At 69.9% G+C, this 19028-nt stretch carries 14 protein-coding genes; 11 read left to right on the top strand and 3 right to left on the bottom strand.

Features of this window, described 5'->3' with window-relative positions:
- Window positions 1–86 precede the first annotated feature (86 nt).
- Window positions 87–1364 (top strand): RtcB family protein, encoded by a 1278-nt coding sequence (locus VFU06_12875; protein HEU5210280.1) that lies wholly within the window; start codon window positions 87–89, stop codon window positions 1362–1364.
- Between the two features lie 40 nt (window positions 1365–1404).
- Here VFU06_12875 and VFU06_12870 read toward each other — a convergent pair whose 3' ends face one another.
- Both VFU06_12870 and VFU06_12865 read right to left on the bottom strand, forming a co-directional pair.
- A complete protein-coding gene (locus tag VFU06_12870) occupies window positions 1405–2142 on the bottom strand; it encodes a hypothetical protein (GenBank protein HEU5210279.1) in 738 nt (245 codons plus the stop codon).
- 231 nt (window positions 2143–2373) lie between these two features.
- On the bottom strand, window positions 2374–2895 hold the full coding sequence (locus tag VFU06_12865) for a septal ring lytic transglycosylase RlpA family protein (GenBank protein ID HEU5210278.1): 522 nt from the start codon (window positions 2893–2895) through the stop codon (window positions 2374–2376).
- A gap of 330 nt (window positions 2896–3225) precedes the next feature.
- Here VFU06_12865 and VFU06_12860 point away from each other — a divergent pair, with 330 nt between their 5' ends.
- From VFU06_12860 to VFU06_12845, 4 genes are all read left to right on the top strand, one after another.
- A complete protein-coding gene (locus tag VFU06_12860) occupies window positions 3226–3672 on the top strand; it encodes a DoxX family protein (protein HEU5210277.1) in 447 nt (148 codons plus the stop codon).
- A gap of 54 nt (window positions 3673–3726) precedes the next feature.
- Entirely contained in the window at window positions 3727–4482 is a 756-nt protein-coding gene (locus VFU06_12855) for a YciI family protein (GenBank protein ID HEU5210276.1), read from the top strand.
- 181 nt (window positions 4483–4663) lie between these two features.
- On the top strand, window positions 4664–5842 hold the full coding sequence (locus tag VFU06_12850; GenBank protein ID HEU5210275.1) for an ATP-binding protein: 1179 nt from the start codon (window positions 4664–4666) through the stop codon (window positions 5840–5842).
- A complete protein-coding gene (locus tag VFU06_12845) occupies window positions 5839–6315 on the top strand; it encodes a hypothetical protein (protein ID HEU5210274.1) in 477 nt (158 codons plus the stop codon). Before VFU06_12850 ends, VFU06_12845 begins: the two co-directional genes overlap by 4 nt.
- Before the next feature lie 48 nt (window positions 6316–6363).
- Here the strand turns inward: VFU06_12845 and VFU06_12840 are convergent, their stop codons facing one another.
- Window positions 6364–7308: a magnesium transporter gene (locus tag VFU06_12840; GenBank protein ID HEU5210273.1), complete on the bottom strand. Its 945-nt coding sequence runs from the start codon at window positions 7306–7308 to the stop codon at window positions 6364–6366.
- A gap of 344 nt (window positions 7309–7652) precedes the next feature.
- Here VFU06_12840 and selD point away from each other — a divergent pair, with 344 nt between their 5' ends.
- From selD to VFU06_12810, 6 genes are all read left to right on the top strand, one after another.
- A complete protein-coding gene (selD, locus tag VFU06_12835) occupies window positions 7653–8720 on the top strand; it encodes a selenide, water dikinase SelD (GenBank protein HEU5210272.1) in 1068 nt (355 codons plus the stop codon).
- Window positions 8721–8931: 211 nt separating this feature from the next.
- On the top strand, window positions 8932–9831 hold the full coding sequence (locus VFU06_12830; protein HEU5210271.1) for an FHA domain-containing protein: 900 nt from the start codon (window positions 8932–8934) through the stop codon (window positions 9829–9831).
- Entirely contained in the window at window positions 9832–10725 is an 894-nt protein-coding gene (locus VFU06_12825; GenBank protein ID HEU5210270.1) for a protein phosphatase 2C domain-containing protein, read from the top strand. It abuts the gene before it with no gap.
- Window positions 10726–10787: 62 nt separating this feature from the next.
- The gene (locus VFU06_12820) at window positions 10788–13526 is read left to right on the top strand and encodes a protein kinase (protein HEU5210269.1); all 2739 of its coding nucleotides are present in this window, start codon (window positions 10788–10790) and stop codon (window positions 13524–13526) included.
- Between the two features lie 3 nt (window positions 13527–13529).
- On the top strand, window positions 13530–14651 hold the full coding sequence (locus VFU06_12815) for a DUF6677 family protein (protein ID HEU5210268.1): 1122 nt from the start codon (window positions 13530–13532) through the stop codon (window positions 14649–14651).
- 9 nt (window positions 14652–14660) lie between these two features.
- Entirely contained in the window at window positions 14661–18893 is a 4233-nt protein-coding gene (locus VFU06_12810) for a fibronectin type III domain-containing protein (protein ID HEU5210267.1), read from the top strand.
- The last annotated feature ends 135 nt before the right edge of the window (window positions 18894–19028 follow it).

Genomic DNA, 19028 nt, shown 5'->3' with positions numbered 1-19028 from the left:
GCGGGTTCGTGCGCATGTCGGTTACCGCTCTGCACCCCAGACCCGGGCCCTGGGCCCTGGGCCCCGGCCCGCTTCATGGATATTGAATGGCAACGATCTTCGGTCAGCACGACGAGAACACGATCCTGCAACTGAAGCGGGTCGAGCAGAGTGCCGAGCGCGCCGCGCTGATGGCGGACGGCCACGTGGGCTATGTGATGCCGATCGGTGGGGTCGCGGCGTACCGCAACAGGGTGTCCGTCGTGGGGGTGGGCTTCGACATCGCATGCGGCAACGCGGCGATCCGGACGGACCGCACGGTCGAGCAGCTCAGCGGGCTTTCACTGGAGGAGCTGAAGCGGAATCCGTCGCGGGCCTGGGGCAACCGGAAGCTCGGCCGGATCGCCGACGAGATCCGCAGCACGGTGTCCTTCGGGATCGGTCGGTCGAACCGGGCGGATGATGCGCCGGTCGACGATCCGCTGTTCGAGAGTGACGCGTGGTCGCTCGTCCCGCGCGAACGCGGCCATCGCGACGCGCTGATGGCAAAGGCGCGCGAACAGCTCGGCACCGTCGGCTCCGGCAACCACTACGTCGACGTCTTCTACGACGACGACGGCGTGATCTGGGTCGGCGTGCACTTCGGCTCCCGCGGGTTCGGCCACACCGTTGCATCCAGCTTCCTGGCGCTGTCGCAGGGTGGGCGCTGGGGCGACCGCGGCGCCGAGACGGAGGTGCTGCTGCCGCTCGATGCGCCGCTCGGTCACGACTACTGGCACCTCATGGAGCTGGCGGGTCGCTACGCCTACGTCGGACGCGAGTGGGTCGCGCGCAAGGTGGTGGACCTGGTCGGCGGCACCGAGCAGGAGCTCGTGCACAACCACCACAACTTCGCGTGGCGCGAAACGCACGACATCGGCGGCCAGCCGACCGAGGTCATTGTCGTGCGCAAGGGCGCCACGCCCGCGTTCCCGGGGCAGAAGGGCTTCATCGGCGGCTCCATGGCCGACGACGCCGTGATCGTACGCGGCGCCGTGCCGCCGAACGAAGCTCCGGAGCTGAGCGCGCTCCAGCGCGACGCACTCTTTTCCACCGTGCACGGTGCGGGTCGCGTCATGAGCCGCACCGCCGCGGCCGGCAAGCGCAACCGACGCACCGGCAAGGTGATCAGCGCAGGGCGCGTGACGCCGGAAATGATGGAGTCACGGCTGCGGAAGAAGGGCGTCGTGCTGCGCGGCGGCGGCCTCGACGAGAGCCCGCAGGTCTACCGGCGGCTGAACGAGGTGCTGGAGGCCCAGGGCCCGACCATCGAGGTGCTGCACACGCTGCATCCGCTCATCGTCGTGATGGCGGGGCCGGACGTGAGGGATCCGTACAGGGATTAGGGCCCCGGGCCGGGGCCCGGGCCCTGAGGGATCGGGCGACTCAGCCGCGCGCGTCGTCCAGGGCGTGGGCCAGCTCGTCCACGAGCCAGTCGGCCGCAAAATCGGCCAGTCCTTCGAAGACCTTCTGCATCTCTGCCGCGGACATGTTCGCGATCGAGATCGCCGTGACGACGCCACCCACCGTGCGGCCATCGGGACCGAACACGACGGGACTCACCCTGTCGGTCGCGTGCACTCCGCTCTTCCAGATGCGACGTCCGGTTGCGCCGTCCAGCAGCCACAGGTCCGCGTCGATCGTGAAGTACGCCTGCGACGTCCAGGAGGAGGCCGTCAGCCCGTATCGCTCGATGCGCACCTCGATCTCGTAGTCGGCAAGGCGGTTGTCGTTGATCGGCGTGGTGCGGAGGTGGCGGCTCGCCCCGTCCAGGATACGCGAGCCCATCCGGTCACCGAGATCGAACGCCGCAGTGGCACTGTCCACGCGCGCTTTTGCACCCTCGACCGCGATGTTGCGCGCGATGCCGCTGCCGACGCTCAGCACGGTCCTGATCGGCTGCGAGGTGTCGATGTCCAGGTACAGCGAGCTGAACACGTCCGGGTGCGGGGGCGCGATCGTGGCGACCGCCAGCGTGCGCTGGCGGAAGTCATACTCGCCCAGGCGCTGCTTGTTGGAGCAGCCGGACAGAATCGTGATTGCGAGCAGGGAGAGAGCTGCGGGCGCTACCAGCCGGTGGTGCGCGCGTGAGCGGCGCTCACGGTGAGTCGGCCAACCAGCCATGATGGGCTCCTTGTGACAGAGGCAGCGTCGCTTCTGTTGCGTCGGCGTACGCCGCGCAGGCGACGGAGTTCCCGCGGCCGGGAAGGAAAATGCAACGGCGAGGAGGACGAGGAGAAGGACGTCGCATGAAATCCGTCAGGACCGCAGGGACCGTGGCGGCGTCAGCCGGATGCGAGCCGCGCGCCGAATCCGGATGTCAGCCGACCCGCGAGCCCCGCACGGACGCAGACATCAGCCCGATCCCATCAGCAGCACCTCCACGCGTACCGGTGTCCGGCCCGCCCGGATGTAGCCGAGCTGCTCGGCCGCACTGCGCGAAAGATCGATGATCGTGTTGCGACGCTTCGCGATCGAGCCCCACGGACCACGATCCACCACGCGCACGACGACCGATCGACCGTTCCGCTCATTGATGACGCGCACCACCGTACCGAACGGCAGCGTCCGGTGTGCCGCAAACGGCTCACTCTGTCGGAAGCTAACCCCGCTGGCGGTGCGTCGCCCCTCGAACCGGTCCGCGTAGTACGTCGCCTCACCGTGCAGCACCTCGAGCGCGTGCAGCCGCGCCGTGATCTCGTCGACGACGGGAGTCACCACGTCCAGGCTGCTGACGACGGCCGGTGCGACGCGCTGACGTAACACAGGATCAGGCTGCGCATCATTGCCACCACCGCTGTCGAGCCGGCCCGCCAGCGGCTCTCCGACCCGGACGCAGGCATACGTGAGCAGCACCAGCAGGGTGACCCGCAGCACCGCCGACCAGCGGCATACGTGCCGGGGCGCCCTGCGCCCCGGGCACAGACGACCGGGAGACGCCTCGCGCTTCACTCGCAGAAATGGTGAAATGTCAGTGACGCACTCATGAGCGACGGCCGGTCAGAGAAAAGCGACGCGCAGTCTACACGATCCGGGTGCTGCCGTTCCCGGCCCGCCGCCTGATCGGCCACGCCGCGGCGACGCCCTGAAAACGGCTCCAAGCGTACCTTAATCCGTCATGTCGATCCGCGTGCGGCTCCGTTCGTCGCCCCATCGAGCGTCGCAATCCGGCGGCGCCAACACGGACCGAACCGAAGGAGCCCCGCCATGCAAAGCACACTGGAGCGCCCCGTGCCCGCCCCTGCGCCGTTCGCCGTGGCCGTCGAGACCGGCCGCGGCGCGCGCATCACCGGCCGCGTACTGAGCGGCCTTGCGATCGCGTTTCTCGCCGTGGACGCGCTCGCCAAGGTGCTGATGCTGCAGCCCGTCGTCGAAGGTGCCGAGCTGCTCGGCTATCCACCGGCCACGATGCTGCCGCTCGGTGTAACGCTGCTGGTCGGCACACTGCTGTATGCAGCGCCGCGGACGGCTGTGCTCGGCGCGATCCTGCTCACGGGATACCTGGGCGGCGCGGTCGCGACGCATGTGCGGATTCTCGATCCGCTCTTCTCGCACGTTCTGTTTCCGGTCTACCTTGGTGCGTTCATCTGGGGCGGACTGCTGCTGCGCGATGCGCGGCTGCGGGCGTTGCTGCCGTGGCGCGCGCGTCACTGATCCACGCGCGAGCGCACCTGTTCGGGCGGTCCATCACGAATTCATGGAGCTGACATGACATACATCATCATGCACAAGACGGATGCGCACTGGGAAACGGGCGCACTGCCTTCGGAAGAGGTCGTAATGCAGGTCGGCAGCATGGTTGGCGAGCTTGCGCGCCGTGGCGTGCTTCGTGGCGGCGAGGGTCTGCGGCCGAGCAGCGAGGGCGTGCGACTGAGCTACGCGGCCGGCACGCGGACGGTGACGCCGGGCCCGTTCCAGGGCCGCAACGAGCTGCCTGCGGGCTTCAGCATTCTGAGCGTCGAGTCGATCGACGACGCAGTCGACTGGGCAGCGCGCTATGCAGAAGTGGTCGGTGAAGCGGAGTTCGACATCCGGCCGGTTACGGAGCCGTGGGATCTCGGTGTGATGGAGAAGCCGGCGGGACAGCGTACGCGTCGCTACATGGCGCTTCGCAAGGCGACATCGGCGACCGAAGCGGAGCGGCCGCTGTCGCCGGAGCAGCAGCGCGATCTCGATGCGCTGATCGAGGACTCCACGCGAACGGGGGTGCACCTGGTGACCGTGGCGATGCGTTCCAGCGCACGTGGGCGCCGGCTGCGCCGGGTCAAGGGCGGCCTGAGCGCGATGGATGGGCCGTTCACCGAGTCCAAGGAGCTGATCGGCGGCTACGTGATCGTGGAGCTGTCGACGCTGGACGAGGCGGAGGAGCTGACGAGGCAGTACCTGGAGATCGTGGATGCGCCCGAGGTGGACATTCGAGAGATCGCGGCGGTGATCCAGGCCGAGGAGCCGCAGCAGGCGTAGTCGTCGTGGGTATGCCTTGCGCCAACCGCCACGCGTGATGCCGCCGGGCGGACGAAGCGTGGCCAGCCGGCGGGACGCGACCCTGCATTCGTGACGGTGCGACATGCCGCGTGCGCGTCCGCATCGGCGGGCCCGACTCGTGCGGCACCTTGCGGGAATCCGCCTCTCCGGAGGGTCCCGCATGTCCGACCAGGTACCGTACAGGCAGAACCAGTTCTTCCGGTTGATCCCTGCCGAGAAGGTGACGGCGGCGGCGATCGATCTGCCCGTCGTGGAATGGAGCGCGGGCAGCCTGATCTTCGAAGAGGGCGCACGCGAGGACCGCTGTTACCTGGTCGAAAGCGGTTCGGTGCGCATCTCCAAGGCCGGTGCGCATGGCCACGAGACGCTGGGCTTCGTGGGGCCGGGCAGCTTCTTCGGCGAGATCGCGCTGTACCACTCGAGCCCGCGCACCGCGCGGGCGACGGCGGCGACGGACGTGAGAGCGGCAGTCCTGCGTGGCGACGCGTTCACGCGGCTGCAGGCAGCGGCGCCGCTGGAGATGGCGACCACGATGGAGCGCGCTGCCGTCGAGCGGCTGGGCAGGATGAACGCGCACCTCGTCCAGCAGATGGAGGGCAGCGATGCGTTCCGGGAGATCGGCATCGGGTTGAGCGTCATTGCGCACGACATGCGCAGTCCGCTCGCGACCATCCGGGGTGCAGCGGAGCTGATGCTGGAGGTGCTGCAACGTGAGCCGCTGGAGGTCTCGCAGCTGCGTCGCCTGGTGGACATGGTCCTGCGCACATCCAACCGGGGGCTGGAGGGTGCCGACGAGCTTCTCTCCGTGCTGCGCGGCGAGCGTGCGCAGACCGTGTCTGCCGTCGAGCTGACGGACCTGGTCGCCGACGTGACGACCCAGACGGCGGGGTTCCTTGCCCGACCGGGTATCGACTTCACCTGCACTGCCGACACCGTCGGCACGCTCCACTGTCAGCGCACCGAGCTGGCGAATGCACTGATCAATCTCCTGCGCAACGCGTCGGAGGCGCTGCCGCCGGAGGGAGGTCGCATTGCGTTCGAGGCGCACATCCGGGATGGCGCGGCGCGTTTCGTCGTGGCCGACACGGGCTGCGGCATCCCGCCCGAGCTGCAGGGGCACATCTTCGAACGACAGTTCACGCACGGCAAGCGCGGCGGCACCGGCCTCGGCCTCGACCAGGTACGGCGCATCGTGGAGCGTCATCGCGGCCACATCACGCTGCGGAGCCGGCCCGGACAGGGCACGACGTTCACCGTCGACATCCCGTTGCGGCCGGACGAAGCGGCGCGCGAATTGCCTCTCACGGAGAGGCGAATCGCAACCGGGGAGGCATCATGAACAGTTCCGGATCCTGGGACTACGAGGAATTCGAGGAATCTTCGCGCTGGGTGTATCTCGCGGGTGGCTCACTGCTCGTGTGGCTCGGCCTGCGACGCTGGTCCATCCCGGCAATGCTCGTCACCGGCATCGGTGCGACGCTGCTCGGACGTGGGCTGCAGCGCGGCGGCGGCATGATGCACGAAGGTCACGAGGACATGCTCGAGGCCGACGAGCTCGGCGTCGGCGCCACGACGGTCAGTCCGCACGCTCGCGGCCGCACCGGCGTGTCGAGCAGCAGAGCGGGGTCAGCAGCGCGCAGTCGCACCGCGTCCGCGTCGCGCGCGGCGCAGTCGGGCGCAGGCTCGGGTTCGGTGGTGCGCGACGCGTCCTACTACCCCAACAGCGATGTGGACGAGACCAGCGACGAGTCATTCCCCGCGAGCGACCCGCCCTCGTGGACGCCGGTTACCGGCGCAGGCCCGTCCAGCTGAGCGCCGCGACGGCGCGCATCGCCCGACGTCGCATGCGCGCCGTCGCCGTTACAGCACGAGCCACGCGGTAAGCCACAGCAGCAGCCCCATGCTGAGCACGTCTGTCGCGGTAGAAAGCAGGATGCTCGATGCCGTGGCGGGATCCGCCCCCAGCCGTCGCAGCAGCAGCGGCACACCGGCGCCGATCATTCCGCTGAGCACGCAGCTCAGCATCATCGCGATGAACACGACGAGGCCGAGCATCAGCGACACCGGCTCGCCCTGCATCGTCGCATAGAGATACATCACCAGCGCTGCGCTGACGCCGACGGGGATGCCGTTGAGGATGCCGAGGAGTGCTTCCTTGCGCACTCGCTGTGACGCGCGCCGGATCTCGCCGATCGTGATGCCGCGCAGTGTGACCGCCATCGCCTGCGCACCCGTGTTGCCCGCCTGCCCCGCCAGCACCGGCAGGAACGCGGCGAGGAGCACGAGCTGGTCGATCGTGGACTGGAAGAGCGCGACGACCGCCGCGGCGACGAGGCCCGTGACGAGGTTGAACTGCAGCCACGGGTAGCGCAGCCGGAAACAGCGCGACCATGGCGTCGCCATCGTTTCCTCCTTCTCGACACCGACCATCTGTCCGGGCTGCGCGCTGATCTCGATGGCTTCCCGCTCGAACATCGCCTGCCCGCGTACCAGTCCGACGAGCCGGCCGAGACGGTCGCACACCGGATACACCGGGTAATGACGCCCCACCGCCTCCCGCATCGCGTCGAGCAGTGTCATGTCAGCGCGCAGGGCGTACGGATTCCGCAGCATGATCTCGCCCAGTTGCTGCTGTGGCCCGGCCAGCAGCAGCTCGCGCATCGCAACGACACCCTCGAGCTGGTTGTCGTCGTCGGTCACGTACACGTACGTGATGAAGTGCGTGCGTGCGAGGACGCGGATCTCCTCGATTGCCTCCGCAACCGACGTTTCCGGCGGCAGCACTGCGATCGGACGCTCCATCATGGAGCCGATTCGGTCGTAATCGTACGTCGCGGTGTGAGTGATCGTCCTGGAGCGGAGCGGCGGCTCTGCGGACACCACCGGCGCAGCGTCTGACGGTGTGGCTGGAGCGTCCGTTCCCGGACCCCGCAACGCCGGCGAGCCGGCGTCATCGGGCGGAGGCACGGGTGCGGGTACCGGCGTCGTGTCGTGGTCCATCCCTGCCTCCGTGGTGTGCGTCAGCCACTGCCAGCGCTCGGAGCCGAACGCCTCTATGGTGAAGCAACGCGCCCTCCGGGCCAAGGCCGGGGTCCTGACCGTCCCGGCTCACCCTGTACGCTGCAGCGCGTGCGGCCTACCATTCCCCCATGTCGAACCACGAAACGCCACGGGACCAGAAGCCGCGCATCCGCCTGAGCAGCCTGTCGCACGGCGCGGGCTGAGCCTGCAAGCTCGGTGCATCCGAGCTGGCGCAGGTGCTGCGCCATGTGAACGTGCTCGAGAACAGCGCCGTGCTCGTGGATGCGAGCACGGCGGACGACGCGGCCGTGTACCAGCTCGCGCCTGATCGCGCGCTGGTCGCGACGGCGGATTTCTTCACGCCCATCGTGGACGACGCGTACGATTTCGGCCGCATCGCGGCGGCGAACGCGCTGTCGGACATCTACGCGATGGGCGCGCGGCCGCTGTTTGCCCTCAACCTGGTGGCGTTTCCGCGCGCACTGCTCGCCGAGGGAAACCTGCTCGGCGAGATCCTGCGCGGCGGCTCGGACGTCGCGCGCACGGCAGGTATCCCGGTCATCGGCGGCCATTCGATCGACGACCCGGAGCCGAAGTACGGCCTGTGCGCCATTGGCGAAGTGCACCCCGACCGGATCGTGCGGAACTCGGGGGCGCAGCCCGGTGACGTGCTGGTGCTGACCAAGCCGATCGGCACGGGTGTGATCGCGACGGCGCTCAAGAGTGGCGCGGCAGCAGACGACGTCATCGCAGCGGCGGTCGAGTCCATGACGCGGCTCAACGACCGGGCTTCCGCCGCGATGCTCGAGGCGGGCGCGCACGCGGCCACCGACGTCACCGGTTTCGGCCTGGTCGGGCACCTGCTGGAAATGCTGCGCGCGTCCGGGGTGGGCGCGGACATCGATGCTGTGGCCGTGCCGGTGCTGCCCGGGGCGCGCGAGCTGGCCCGGGCGGGACACGTGCCTGGCGGCACCGGGCGCAACCGCACCGATTCGGTGGACGCCGTGGACTGGGCGGACGAGGTCGACGAGACGATGCGCGTGCTGCTGTGTGATGCGCAGACGTCGGGCGGGCTGCTGATCAGTGTGGGCGAAGGCGCCGCGAAAGGCCTGGTGGACGCGCTCCGCTCCAGCGGCCACGCCGCGGCGGCGATAGGGCGGATCAGGGCCGGAGCGGCACGGGTGCGGGTTCGCTGAGATCGGGAGCTTCGCGGGCATTCTCGCGAACGCTTATTGCACGTGTGACGCATGCGCTTCCGGTGGCGTCACAGTAGACAGCGCACTGCCACTGGCTGTGCACGTTCCGCCGGGCAGGTGACGCTACCTCAACGCCATCGGGCAGCGCTATCTTGGGAACGGGTGCGCGCTGCGGCAGTTGCGGCCCCGGCCCTCCAGCGCATGCGGATTCATGTCGCGCCACCTCCTGATCAACATGATTCAGTCGGGCGCTCCTGGTTCCAGTTCCGGCGTGTTCTTCGCGATCGCGCTCCTCGTCATTGCTGCTGTTGCCATCTTCGCCTGGTACCGGCGACGGCGTGCGGAACGTGAACACGCCGAGGCGGAGCAGCCGCTGCCGCCTCTCATCTTTTCGCTGCACTCCACGGGTGCAACACACCCTGCGCCGGCGCCCGAACGCTTCACGGATGCCGCCACGACCGCGCCGGCCGACGAGGCCCCGCCTCTCCTGGAAGCGGCGCGGGACGGCAACGGCGGGGCGCCCGGTATCGAGTTCGCGCCGGTGGCGCTGCCACCGACCGGTCCGGTCGGGGCGCTGAACGGTTCGGTGCCGGAAGAGGCAGAACCTCCCGCCGGCTTTCCCGCGCAGGATGCCTCCGTTTCGCTCGCTGAGTCCTCATCGGTGTCGGCCGGGCCGACCGGCGGATCTTCCACGCCGGATGCCGCCGCCCCGCTCGCTGACGTCTCAGCGGTGACGGCCGGTCGCGTTCGCTACCACATGCCTCCCGAGGGCACACTGCAGCTCCTGCCAGGGCGGCTGGAGGTCGTCGAAGGCAGGACGGACCGGGGCGAGATCCGGTTCGTTCGCCTTTCCGGGGACGAGCCCGTGGTCACGTTCGGTCGCGCGGCCGGCGAACCGCTCGCACACATCCAGCTCGAGGCCGCCACGGTGAGTCGGCTCCACGCCCGGATGAACTTCCGCGACGGCAGCTGGCACATCGCGAACCTGTCGCACACGAACCCCGTCGCCGTGAATGGCGCACCGCTCGGCGACAACGGTGATTCCGCGGAGCTGAAGGACGGCGACGTCCTCGAGATGGGCGAAGTCGTGTTCCGCTACCGGATGCCCTGAATGCCTGCGCTGAGCGAGCGCGCCGCAGCCTGCACGACCAGCGGCCGCAGAGCCGTCAACCAGGATGCGGTCCTGCTCGCCGAGCTGGCTGCCGGAACCGAGCTCATTGCGATCGCGGACGGCATGGGCGGCCACCGCGCCGGTGAAGTCGCGAGCCAGCGCGCGCTGGAGGCACTCCACGCGGCGCTCCTCACCGGCGACGACCTGACCACCGCCACTGCCGCCGCGAACCGGGCGGTCTTCGACGAGGCTGCGGCGCACCCTGAATGGCGCGGGATGGGAACGACGCTTGTCGCGATCCTGCGACAGGGTGGTCTCTACAGCCTGATCAACGTCGGAGACAGCCGCGCCTACCGGATCGATGCGGGCGGGATCGAGCAGATTACCCGGGACAACTCATTTGCAGCGGAGGCGATGGCGTCCGGTCGACTGACCTCGATGGAGATCGAGCAGTCCCCGTGGCGGTCCGCGATCACGCGGTGCGTCGGCACTGAACGTGAACTGGAGGTGGACCGGTACGGGCCGTACGACCTGCTGGAGCCACACACGCTGCTCCTGTGCACGGACGGTGTCCACCGGGTCCTCGACCCGGAGGCGATGCGCCGGCTGGTGCTCGATGCCTCCGGTCCCGAGTCCGCCGCAGCAGCCGTCGTGCACGCTGCATACGAGGCCGGCAGCGATGACAACATCAGCGTGGCCGTGGTCGTCTACGATACGATGCGCGCGAGCGCGTCGCCGGCGGCGACCTTTCCGCTGAGCGTCCCTGGTCGGGACGAGGCATCGCACCCGCGGCCGCCGCAGGCCACCCGCCGGATGTGGCTCCCCGCCCTGGCGCTGCTGACGGCAGCGCTGATGGCCATCGCGTACTTCGCCCGCACGCTGTTCGCACACTGATCGAGCCGCTGCGCCGCGAAGAAGCGCGGCGCAACACCGATCCTGCTCGGTGCATCTCCCGGATGGAACCAACACAGCCGGACGAGCTTCCCCGGATTGCGGAGCTGCAGTCCGAGTACGAGTTCCTGCGCGAGCTCGGGCGTGGTGGCACCGCTGTCGTCTACCTGGCGCGTGAGCGTGAGCTGAATCGCCTGGTTGCGATCAAGCTGATCCGCGCCACGTATGTCGAAGACACGGAAGCGGCCGCACGCCTCGTCCGCGAAGCGCAGGTCATCAGCATGCTGCAGCACCCGAACATCGTGGTGCTGTACGGCACGCGGCGGCTGCGTGACGGCAGCCTCGCGCTGCTGATGCAGTACGTCCAGGGGCACACGCTGAAGGCGGAGATCCGCTCGCGTGGCCCGCTGCCGTTCGACGACATCCGCCGCATTCTCCAGGACCTTGCCGCCGCGCTCGCGTACGCGCACACCCACCGGATCGTGCACCGGGACATCAAGCCGGAGAACATCTACCTCGACAGCGAAACGGGTGTGACCCGGCTCTCGGACTTCGGCATCGCCCGCACGGTCGATGGCTCGTCCAACCTCACGCTGCCGGGCTCCGCGATCGGCACACCGACGTACATGTCGCCGGAGCAGATCGACGGCGGCGCGCTGGACGGCCGCAGCGACCTGTACAGTCTCGCGCTGGTCGGCTACGAGATGGCGACAGGTCGGCCGCCGTGGGACGGCGAAGGGTTGTTCGGCGTGATCTACCGCCAGAAGCACGACCCGCTGCCCGACATCCGCACGGTGCGGCCCGACGCGCCCGACTGGCTGGTGAACGCGCTCGCGGGTGCGCTGGCCAAGGATCCGCGCCGGCGCTGGGCAGATGCGGCGGAGATGCGCGAGGCACTTGCCGGCTGGCTGGCAGAGCCCGCCGTCGAGGCTGCGCCCGCCGCGGCGCCGGGCGAACCTCCTGCCTTCGCGGTGCCGCCAGCATCCGCGGGCCCGGTGTCCCCCGATGCGCCGACGGTCGTGTTCCGACCGGGCGAGGTGCTCGCACTGGCTCCGCACTCCACCACGGCGCCCGCCGCGCGGGATTCGGCGCAGTCGCTGGCCACGTTCTCCGTTCAGATCACGTCAGCAGGCGGACCCGTCCCACAGGTAGCAGTCACGCCGAAGCCGCGCCGCACGCGGACAGCGGCGGTAGCCACGGCGGTGCTGCTGCTCGGCGCCGCGGCGGGCGGCGTGGCGATGGCCGTACGGCCGGAGCCGGCGGATGGGCCCGCCACGGAGGCGGCAGCCACCGCGGCGGCTCTTCCGGCGCCCGGGGAATCCGCGCCCCTGCCCGTCACGAACCCGGCGGACGCGCCGATCGCCCCCGGGACCGAGGCGCTGGCGACCGGGCTCGACTCGCTGCTGGCGACCGCGGCCACGATGCCTCCCGACAGTGCGTCGGTTCCTGCTGCAGCCGTCGCAGCCGCGGTAGCACCGCGTGGCGGCACAGCGCTGAGTGGACAGGCCGGCGCTGCCGTGCAGGTCGCTGTTTCTGTCCGCGACGACCAGGGTTCGCCGCTTGCCGGTGCGCTCGTCGCCTTTGCTGCAGAGAGCGGCGGTCGTGTCGCTCCGGACGTCGTGGCAACCGACGACGACGGCACCGCCACGACCATGTGGGTGCTCGGCGGTGAATCCAGGCAGCGACTGGTGGCCAGCGTGCGCGACGCCGATCTCGATCCGGTCGTGTTCACGGCTACGGTTGGCCCGCCCCCGCTGTCGGTGCGCACTGCGCTGGCCGCGGGCGGTACGCACACGTGCGAGCTGGACGCGCGCGGCAACCTCGCCTGCTGGGGTGGCAACGACCGCGGACAGCTCGGCGACGGCTCGAGTGCGCGCCGCGGAGAGCCTGCCGCCGTCGAGCTGCGGGAGCCGTTCGCAATGGTGTCCCCGGGTGTCTCGCACACGTGTGCGATCACCGTCTCCGGGCGGGCGTACTGCTGGGGTGCGAACTCGCACGGCCAGCTCGGCACGGGCGGCGGCCAGTCGGCGCAGCCGCAGCCGGTCCGGACGGATGTGCGCTTCAGCGCGATCGCGACCGGCACGCAGCACACCTGCGCCCTGGACCGTGAGGGTCGCCTGTTCTGCTGGGGCGGCAACGGCAGCGGCCAGCTCGGCGACGCTTCCGGCGTCGATCGCGCCGTGCCCACGCGGGTCGCGGGTGAGCGGCGGTTCCGTTCCATGACGCTCGGCTGGCAGCATACGTGTGCGCTCACCGCGGAGGGCACCGCCTGGTGCTGGGGGCGCAACTCATCGGGCGAGCTCGGCATCGGGGGCACGGAGTCACGCCTGGCACCGGCCGTGGTGCGGGGTGGTGACCGGTTCCGCGCGATCACGGCAGGAGGTGCACACACCTGTGGACTGCGGACGGACGGAACGGTCGTCTGCTGGGGTCAGAACACGTACGGCCAGCTCGGCACCGGTGGCGCGGACACGAGCACTCCGACGCCGGTCGAAAGCGCAGAGCGCTACAGCGTGGTCACGGCGGGCGGCGTCCACACGTGCGCGATCACGGCCGCGGGTGAGGCGCATTGCTGGGGTCGCAATGCATACGGCCAGGTCGGTGACGGCACGACGACGGACCGATCGCAGCCGGCGCCGGTCGCGGACATGCACCGGTTCGCGACGATCCACGCCAGCGGTGCGCATACGTGCGGTGTCACGACGGCAGGTGAGCGGCTCTGCTGGGGGTTCAACCTCGAAGGGCAGCTCGGCGATGGGACCCGTACCAACCAGCCGCGCCCCGTGCGCGTGCGCACGCGCTGACCCATGCGAGGCATCCTCCTTCTCTGCGCCGCGCTCCCACTGATCGCCAGTCCGCTCGCCGCAGGCGCACAGCAGCTCCACCTGAAGCGTGAAGAACCGGTCCTCGCCTGGGCCGGTTGTCCGGTTCCGGCGAGCGCGCCGGAGCCCGCTGCACCGGAAGCGCGCCAGCAGGCGGAACGGCTGGTCGCGACCGCGACCGAAGCGACACTGCTCGGCGAGACGGCCGACGCGCTGGACCGACTCACCGCGGCAGCTGGCCTCGATCCCGCCTCGCCGGACGTGTCCTATCGTCTCGCCCGCATGCTCGAGTCGCTCGACCAGCGGGAGCCTGCGATCCGCGAGTACTGCCGCTACCTCGCGCTGCCCGGCGCCCAGGACACGGCCGATGCGCGGCAGCGACTGGCCGGACTCACGCAATCGCCCGCCGGGGCCGTGCCTGCAGCCGCGGCTGATGCGTTCCGCACCGGCATCGCCACGTTCGACCAGCACCGGTTCGCCGAGGCCGAATCGGCGTTTGCACAGGCGCGTGCGCTCGCGCCCGGGTGGGATGCCGCGGTCTTCAACCACGCCGTCACGCTGCTCGTCATGGAGCGCACGGGCGAGGCAATGGCGCAGCTGCGTGAGTACATCGAGATGAGTCCGGGCGCATCGGACTTCGACCAGGTGGTCGACGCGCTCGCGCGGCTGCGCTCCGCACGTCCCTACAACCCGGGCGGCGCGCTGGCCGCGGGCCTGATCGTGCCGGGGCTCGGCCATTTCACGACGGGTCGCCCGACCACGGGCGCGCTGTTCCTGGCCGCCGCCGGCGGCGCCCTGGCGGCCGGCCTGATGATCGAGCGGGCGCGGGTCGAGTGCCTGACCACGCCTGTCGACGGTACGTGCCCGCCGGACCAGGTGCGCCACACCGACTCCGAACGCCCGTTCCTGCTGCCCGGCATCGGCGCCGCCGCGGCGATCGGCGTCATCGGCGCCATCGACGCCTGGCGCGGCGCCCGTCGCAGCAACGACGCCGCTGCCGCACTGCTGCAGTTCGGCGCGCGCAGCGAAGGTGCGTCGCTGCTGGCGCCCGCTGTCGGCTGGGATCGCACCGGCGCACACGTCGCACTGCTTCGCCTTCGCTTCTAGGAAACCCGTATGACCCGAACGCCGGCGCGCTCGCGCGCGGCTGTGCTCGTTGCCGCAGCACTCGTCGCGACCAGTACCTGTCGTGACGTCGAGATCACCACGGTCGACGTGGGACGCATCGAGATCCTGCCCGCGGATCCGAGCGTGCAGGTGAACGAGTCGCTGCAGCTCACCGCGCGTGTGCTGAGCGACGACGGCGATCCGCTGGGCGGGCGGACCATCGAGTGGACGAGCCTCACACCGGAGATCGCCGGCGTCGACCAGGGCGGCAGTGTCACCGGCGTCGCGGTCGGCACCGCGTCCATCCGCGCGGCCAGCGAGGGCGTCTCGGCTACGACGGAGGTGGATGTCACGCCGGGCCCCGCAATCGGCGTGAACCCGGCCAATCTCGAGTTCGTTGCGATCGAGCACGGCGCATCCCCCGGCGACAGGACCATCGCGGTCACCAACAGCGGCGCCGGTTCACTTGCGGGATTGCAGGCGACGATCGAATACGCAGCAGGCGGCCCCACCGGATGGCTTTCCGCCGCGCTGAGCGGCTCGACGGCGCCGGCGTCGCTGGTGCTGGGCGCGGATCACGACGGACTCGAGCCCGGTTCCTATCACGCGACCGTGCGTGTCGCAGCCGCTGGCGCCAGCAACTCGCCCGTCGGTGTCGGCGTAACGCTCACCGTGCTCTCGCCGCAGCCTGCGATCAGCGTGGCGGCGCCGAGCGTCACGTTCTCTGCGGCCGCGGCGGGCGCCGATCCCGCTCCGCGCAGCATCGGCATCACGAACGCCGGAGGCGGCACGCTGTCGGGTCTGAGCGCGCAGGTGACCTACGCCAGCGGTCAGCGTACCGGGTGGCTGACGGCTACGATCGGTCAGACAGCACCGACGTCGCTGGTGCTGACTGCCCGCGTCGGCAACCTGCCTGCCGGCACGTACAACGCCAGTGTACGGATCGCCTCGTCTGTCGCGCAGAACTCGCCGCAGACGGTCAGCGTGACGTTCACGGTTGGCGCTGCCCTGCCGGCAATCGTGCTGGATCCGACGTCGCTCTCGTTCGACGCCGTGCGGGGCGGCAGCAATCCGGCCGCGCGCACGGTCGCGATCCGGAACGGTGGAGGCGCGAACCTAGATGGTCTCGCGATCTCGGTCACGTATCCGGGCGGGCAGGCCGGCGGCTGGCTGACAACCAGCCTGAGCAGCCCCGTTGCGCCGGCCTCACTCACGGTTGGTGTCGTGCTCGGATCCCTTGCGAGCGGCTCGTACTCCGCCAGCATCCGCGTGTCATCGCCCGCGGCCTCCAACTCGCCGCAGTCGATCGACGTGACGCTCGAAGTCAGGGAGGGGCCGCCCGCGATTGCAGTGAATCCGACGAGCGTGGCGTTCGCAATGACGACGCAGCAGAACGACCCCGAACCGGTGAGCGTGCAGGTCACGAACGCGGGCGGCGGAACGCTCACGGGACTGTCACGGTCGGTGTCGTACACGAGCGGACAGCCGACGGGCTGGCTCACTGCGACGCTCTCCGGCACGACCGCTCCGACCAGCGTGGTGCTCACTGCAAAGCGCGGCGCCCTGGCGCCGGGCACGTACACGGCGCGTGTGCGCCTGAGCGCGGGATCCGCCACCAACTCCCCCGTCGACGTGCCCGTCAGCTTCACTGTCGCGGACGTGGCTCCCGCCAGCCCGGCAAGCCTGACGTCCACCGTGGTATCGGAGCGGCGAATCAACCTCACCTGGACCGATCGCAGCGACAACGAGGCATCGTTCCGTATCGAGCGCAGCGTGAGTGGAGGCAACTGGAGCGAGATTGCTTCGACTGCACCCGGTGTGGTCGCGTACGTCGATTCGACGGGCCTCGCCGCGAGCACGGTGTACCTGTACCGGGTCAGCGCATGCAACGCGGCAGGCTGCTCCGCCCCCACAGGCGTTTCCAGCGCCACCACGGCGCCGGCACCGCCGAGCGCGCTGAACGCGAGCATGCAGCCGCCCGCAACCATCTCGCTCACGTGGAGGGACAACAGCAGCGATGAGACCGGCTTCCGCATCGAGCGCAGCACGGACGGCACGAGCTGGTCGACACTGCACACCGCGGGCGCCGACGCGACGTCGTACACGGATGCGACCGGCGCACCGCAGACCACGTATCATTACCGCGTGCGAGCCTGCCGCGGCTCTGTGTGCTCCACGCCGTCCGGTTCTGTCAACGCCACTACGGGTGCTCCTCTCCCGGCTGCGCCATCGGGACTGAGCGCGTCCGCGACTTCCGTGTCGTCGATCGGGTTGAGCTGGGATGCGGCTGGGGGGAGTGTCAGCGAGTACCGCATCGAGCGCAGGGGACCGCAAGGGCCGTTCGCGCAGGTCGGCACCGTGAGCGGCGCGGTAACGACGTATGGCGACAGCGGACTGCAGCCGGCCACGACCTACACGTACAGGGTGCGCGCGTGCAACGACAGCGGCTGCTCATCGTTCAGCAATGAAGCGACGGCGACGACGCTGCCGCTTGCGCCCGGCACGCCGCCCGGCCTGACGGCCACGGCGACATCGCCATCGCGCATCGAGCTGTCGTGGGGCGCCGCCAGCGGCGTGGTCGGCGACTACCGCCTCGAGCGGCGCAGTGGCGGCGGCGCGTACATCCTCATCAGCACGCTGCCGTCCAGCGCCCGCAGCTACGCGGACACCGATCTCGATCCGGCCACCACGTACACGTACCGGATCAGCGCATGCAACATCGGCGGCTGCTCCGGCTTCAGCGGCGAGGCGTCCGCCACGACCCATCCGGTTGCGCCCGACGCCCCTACGGGGCTGCAGGCGACGACGGTGTCCAGCTCCCATATCCGCGTGCAGTGGAACGGCTCTGCGGGCGCCGACGAGTATCGCATCGAGCGCAGGCGTGAGCCGTCAGGCAGCTTCGCACAGGTCGCGATCCTGAGCGAGGACGCTCGCAGCTTCGAGAGCACGGGTCTCGCGCCGGACACCACGTACACGTATCGGATTCGCGCATGCAATGCCGGCGGGTGCTCGCCGTACAGCAATGAGGCGTCGTCAAAGACGTACCCGCTCGCGCCGGGCGTGCCCGGCTCCCCGAGCGCAACAGCCACCTCGCCGACCACGGCGCAACTCTCCTGGACGGCTGGCAGCGGGCAGGTCGATGAGTACCGCATCCAGCGGAAGACCGGCGCGGACGGATCGTATGCGCAGGTCGGCACGGCCCCGGGCGGCACGCTGCAGTTCGATGACAGCGGCCTGGCCGGTGCGACGACCTACGTCTATCGCGTCGCTGCGTGCAACGTGTCCGGCTGCTCGGCGTTCAGTACGGAGGCGAGCGTCACGACACCCGTCGCACCCCCCGGCGCACCGAGCGGCGCGAGCGCTGCGCCCGCATCGTCCGCCGAAATCGATCTGAGCTGGGGTGCCGCGAGCGGGAGCGTCGACTCGTACGTGATCGGGCGCGCGAGCACGACGGGCGGCCCGTACACCAACGTCGCCACCCTCGACGCATCCGCGCGGTCGTACCGGGACAGCGGGCTCGAACCGACGACCACTTACTACTATCTCATCGAAGCGTGCAATGCGAGCGCGTGCACCGGAGCGGGCGAGATCAGTGCAACGACGCACCCGCTACCACCGGGCGCCCCTGCCAACGTGACGACCAGCGTGGTATCCCCGACCGAGATCCGGATCGCCTGGGACGCGGCTGCCGGCGTGGTGGCCGAGTATCGTATCGAGCGAGGAGACCGCAGGGACGGCCCGTATGCTGTGATCGCCACCGTCGACGCCGACAGCTCCAGCTACGTCGACTCGGGCCTGGCGACTGGTTCGACCTTCTACTATCGCGTGCTCGCCTGCAACGTCTCCGGCTGCACGGCAAGCGAGGAAGTGGCCGGCTCGACCAGTCCTCCAAACGCTCCCCAGCAGCTCTCAGCTCTGGCCGTGTCTGCGACGAGGATCGATCTGCAGTGGGAAGCATCCAGGGGCGAGGTGACGGATTACCGCGTGGAGCGACGCAACGGTACCGGTTGGGGGGAGATCGGAAGTACCGACGGCAACACGCTCACATACAGCGACGGCAGCGTGCAGTCCGAGACCGAGTACCGGTATCGCGTGCGTGCCTGCAACGCCGCGGGCTGCTCACCATACAGCAAGGACGTGCGGATTGCCACCGAGAGCGGCGATGGTACTGGCGCCATCAGCGCGCATGCGCTGAGCAGCGGCAGCGCGTCGCCGCCGGCCGTGACGGGCGTCAACCTCTGATCCAGGCCGCGACTGCCTCGCGTGCGTTCATACGTACTCCCGCCGCACGCGCGCGCCGTGTCCCCAGCATGAGACCGGCCGCTGCGCGCGCGTACGCCGGTAGCCGGCGCATCAGCCGGCCTGACAGTCCGAGGA

The organism is Longimicrobiales bacterium (assembly GCA_035764935.1).
Lineage (GTDB): Bacteria > Gemmatimonadota > Gemmatimonadetes > Longimicrobiales > RSA9 > DASTYK01.
This window is presented reverse-complemented; position numbering and strand designations above follow the sequence as displayed.

Coding starts and splice junctions, on each gene's coding strand:
- VFU06_12875 (HEU5210280.1), top strand. CDS start 87: ATGGCAACGATCTTCGGTCAGCACGACGAGAACACGATCCTGCAACTG.
- VFU06_12870 (HEU5210279.1), bottom strand. CDS start 2,142: ATGGCTGGTTGGCCGACTCACCGTGAGCGCCGCTCACGCGCGCACCAC.
- VFU06_12860 (HEU5210277.1), top strand. CDS start 3,226: ATGCAAAGCACACTGGAGCGCCCCGTGCCCGCCCCTGCGCCGTTCGCC.
- VFU06_12855 (HEU5210276.1), top strand. CDS start 3,727: ATGACATACATCATCATGCACAAGACGGATGCGCACTGGGAAACGGGC.
- VFU06_12850 (HEU5210275.1), top strand. CDS start 4,664: ATGTCCGACCAGGTACCGTACAGGCAGAACCAGTTCTTCCGGTTGATC.
- VFU06_12845 (HEU5210274.1), top strand. CDS start 5,839: ATGAACAGTTCCGGATCCTGGGACTACGAGGAATTCGAGGAATCTTCG.
- VFU06_12840 (HEU5210273.1), bottom strand. CDS start 7,308: ATGATGGAGCGTCCGATCGCAGTGCTGCCGCCGGAAACGTCGGTTGCG.
- VFU06_12830 (HEU5210271.1), top strand. CDS start 8,932: ATGTCGCGCCACCTCCTGATCAACATGATTCAGTCGGGCGCTCCTGGT.
- VFU06_12825 (HEU5210270.1), top strand. CDS start 9,832: ATGCCTGCGCTGAGCGAGCGCGCCGCAGCCTGCACGACCAGCGGCCGC.
- VFU06_12820 (HEU5210269.1), top strand. CDS start 10,788: ATGGAACCAACACAGCCGGACGAGCTTCCCCGGATTGCGGAGCTGCAG.
- VFU06_12815 (HEU5210268.1), top strand. CDS start 13,530: ATGCGAGGCATCCTCCTTCTCTGCGCCGCGCTCCCACTGATCGCCAGT.
- VFU06_12810 (HEU5210267.1), top strand. CDS start 14,661: ATGACCCGAACGCCGGCGCGCTCGCGCGCGGCTGTGCTCGTTGCCGCA.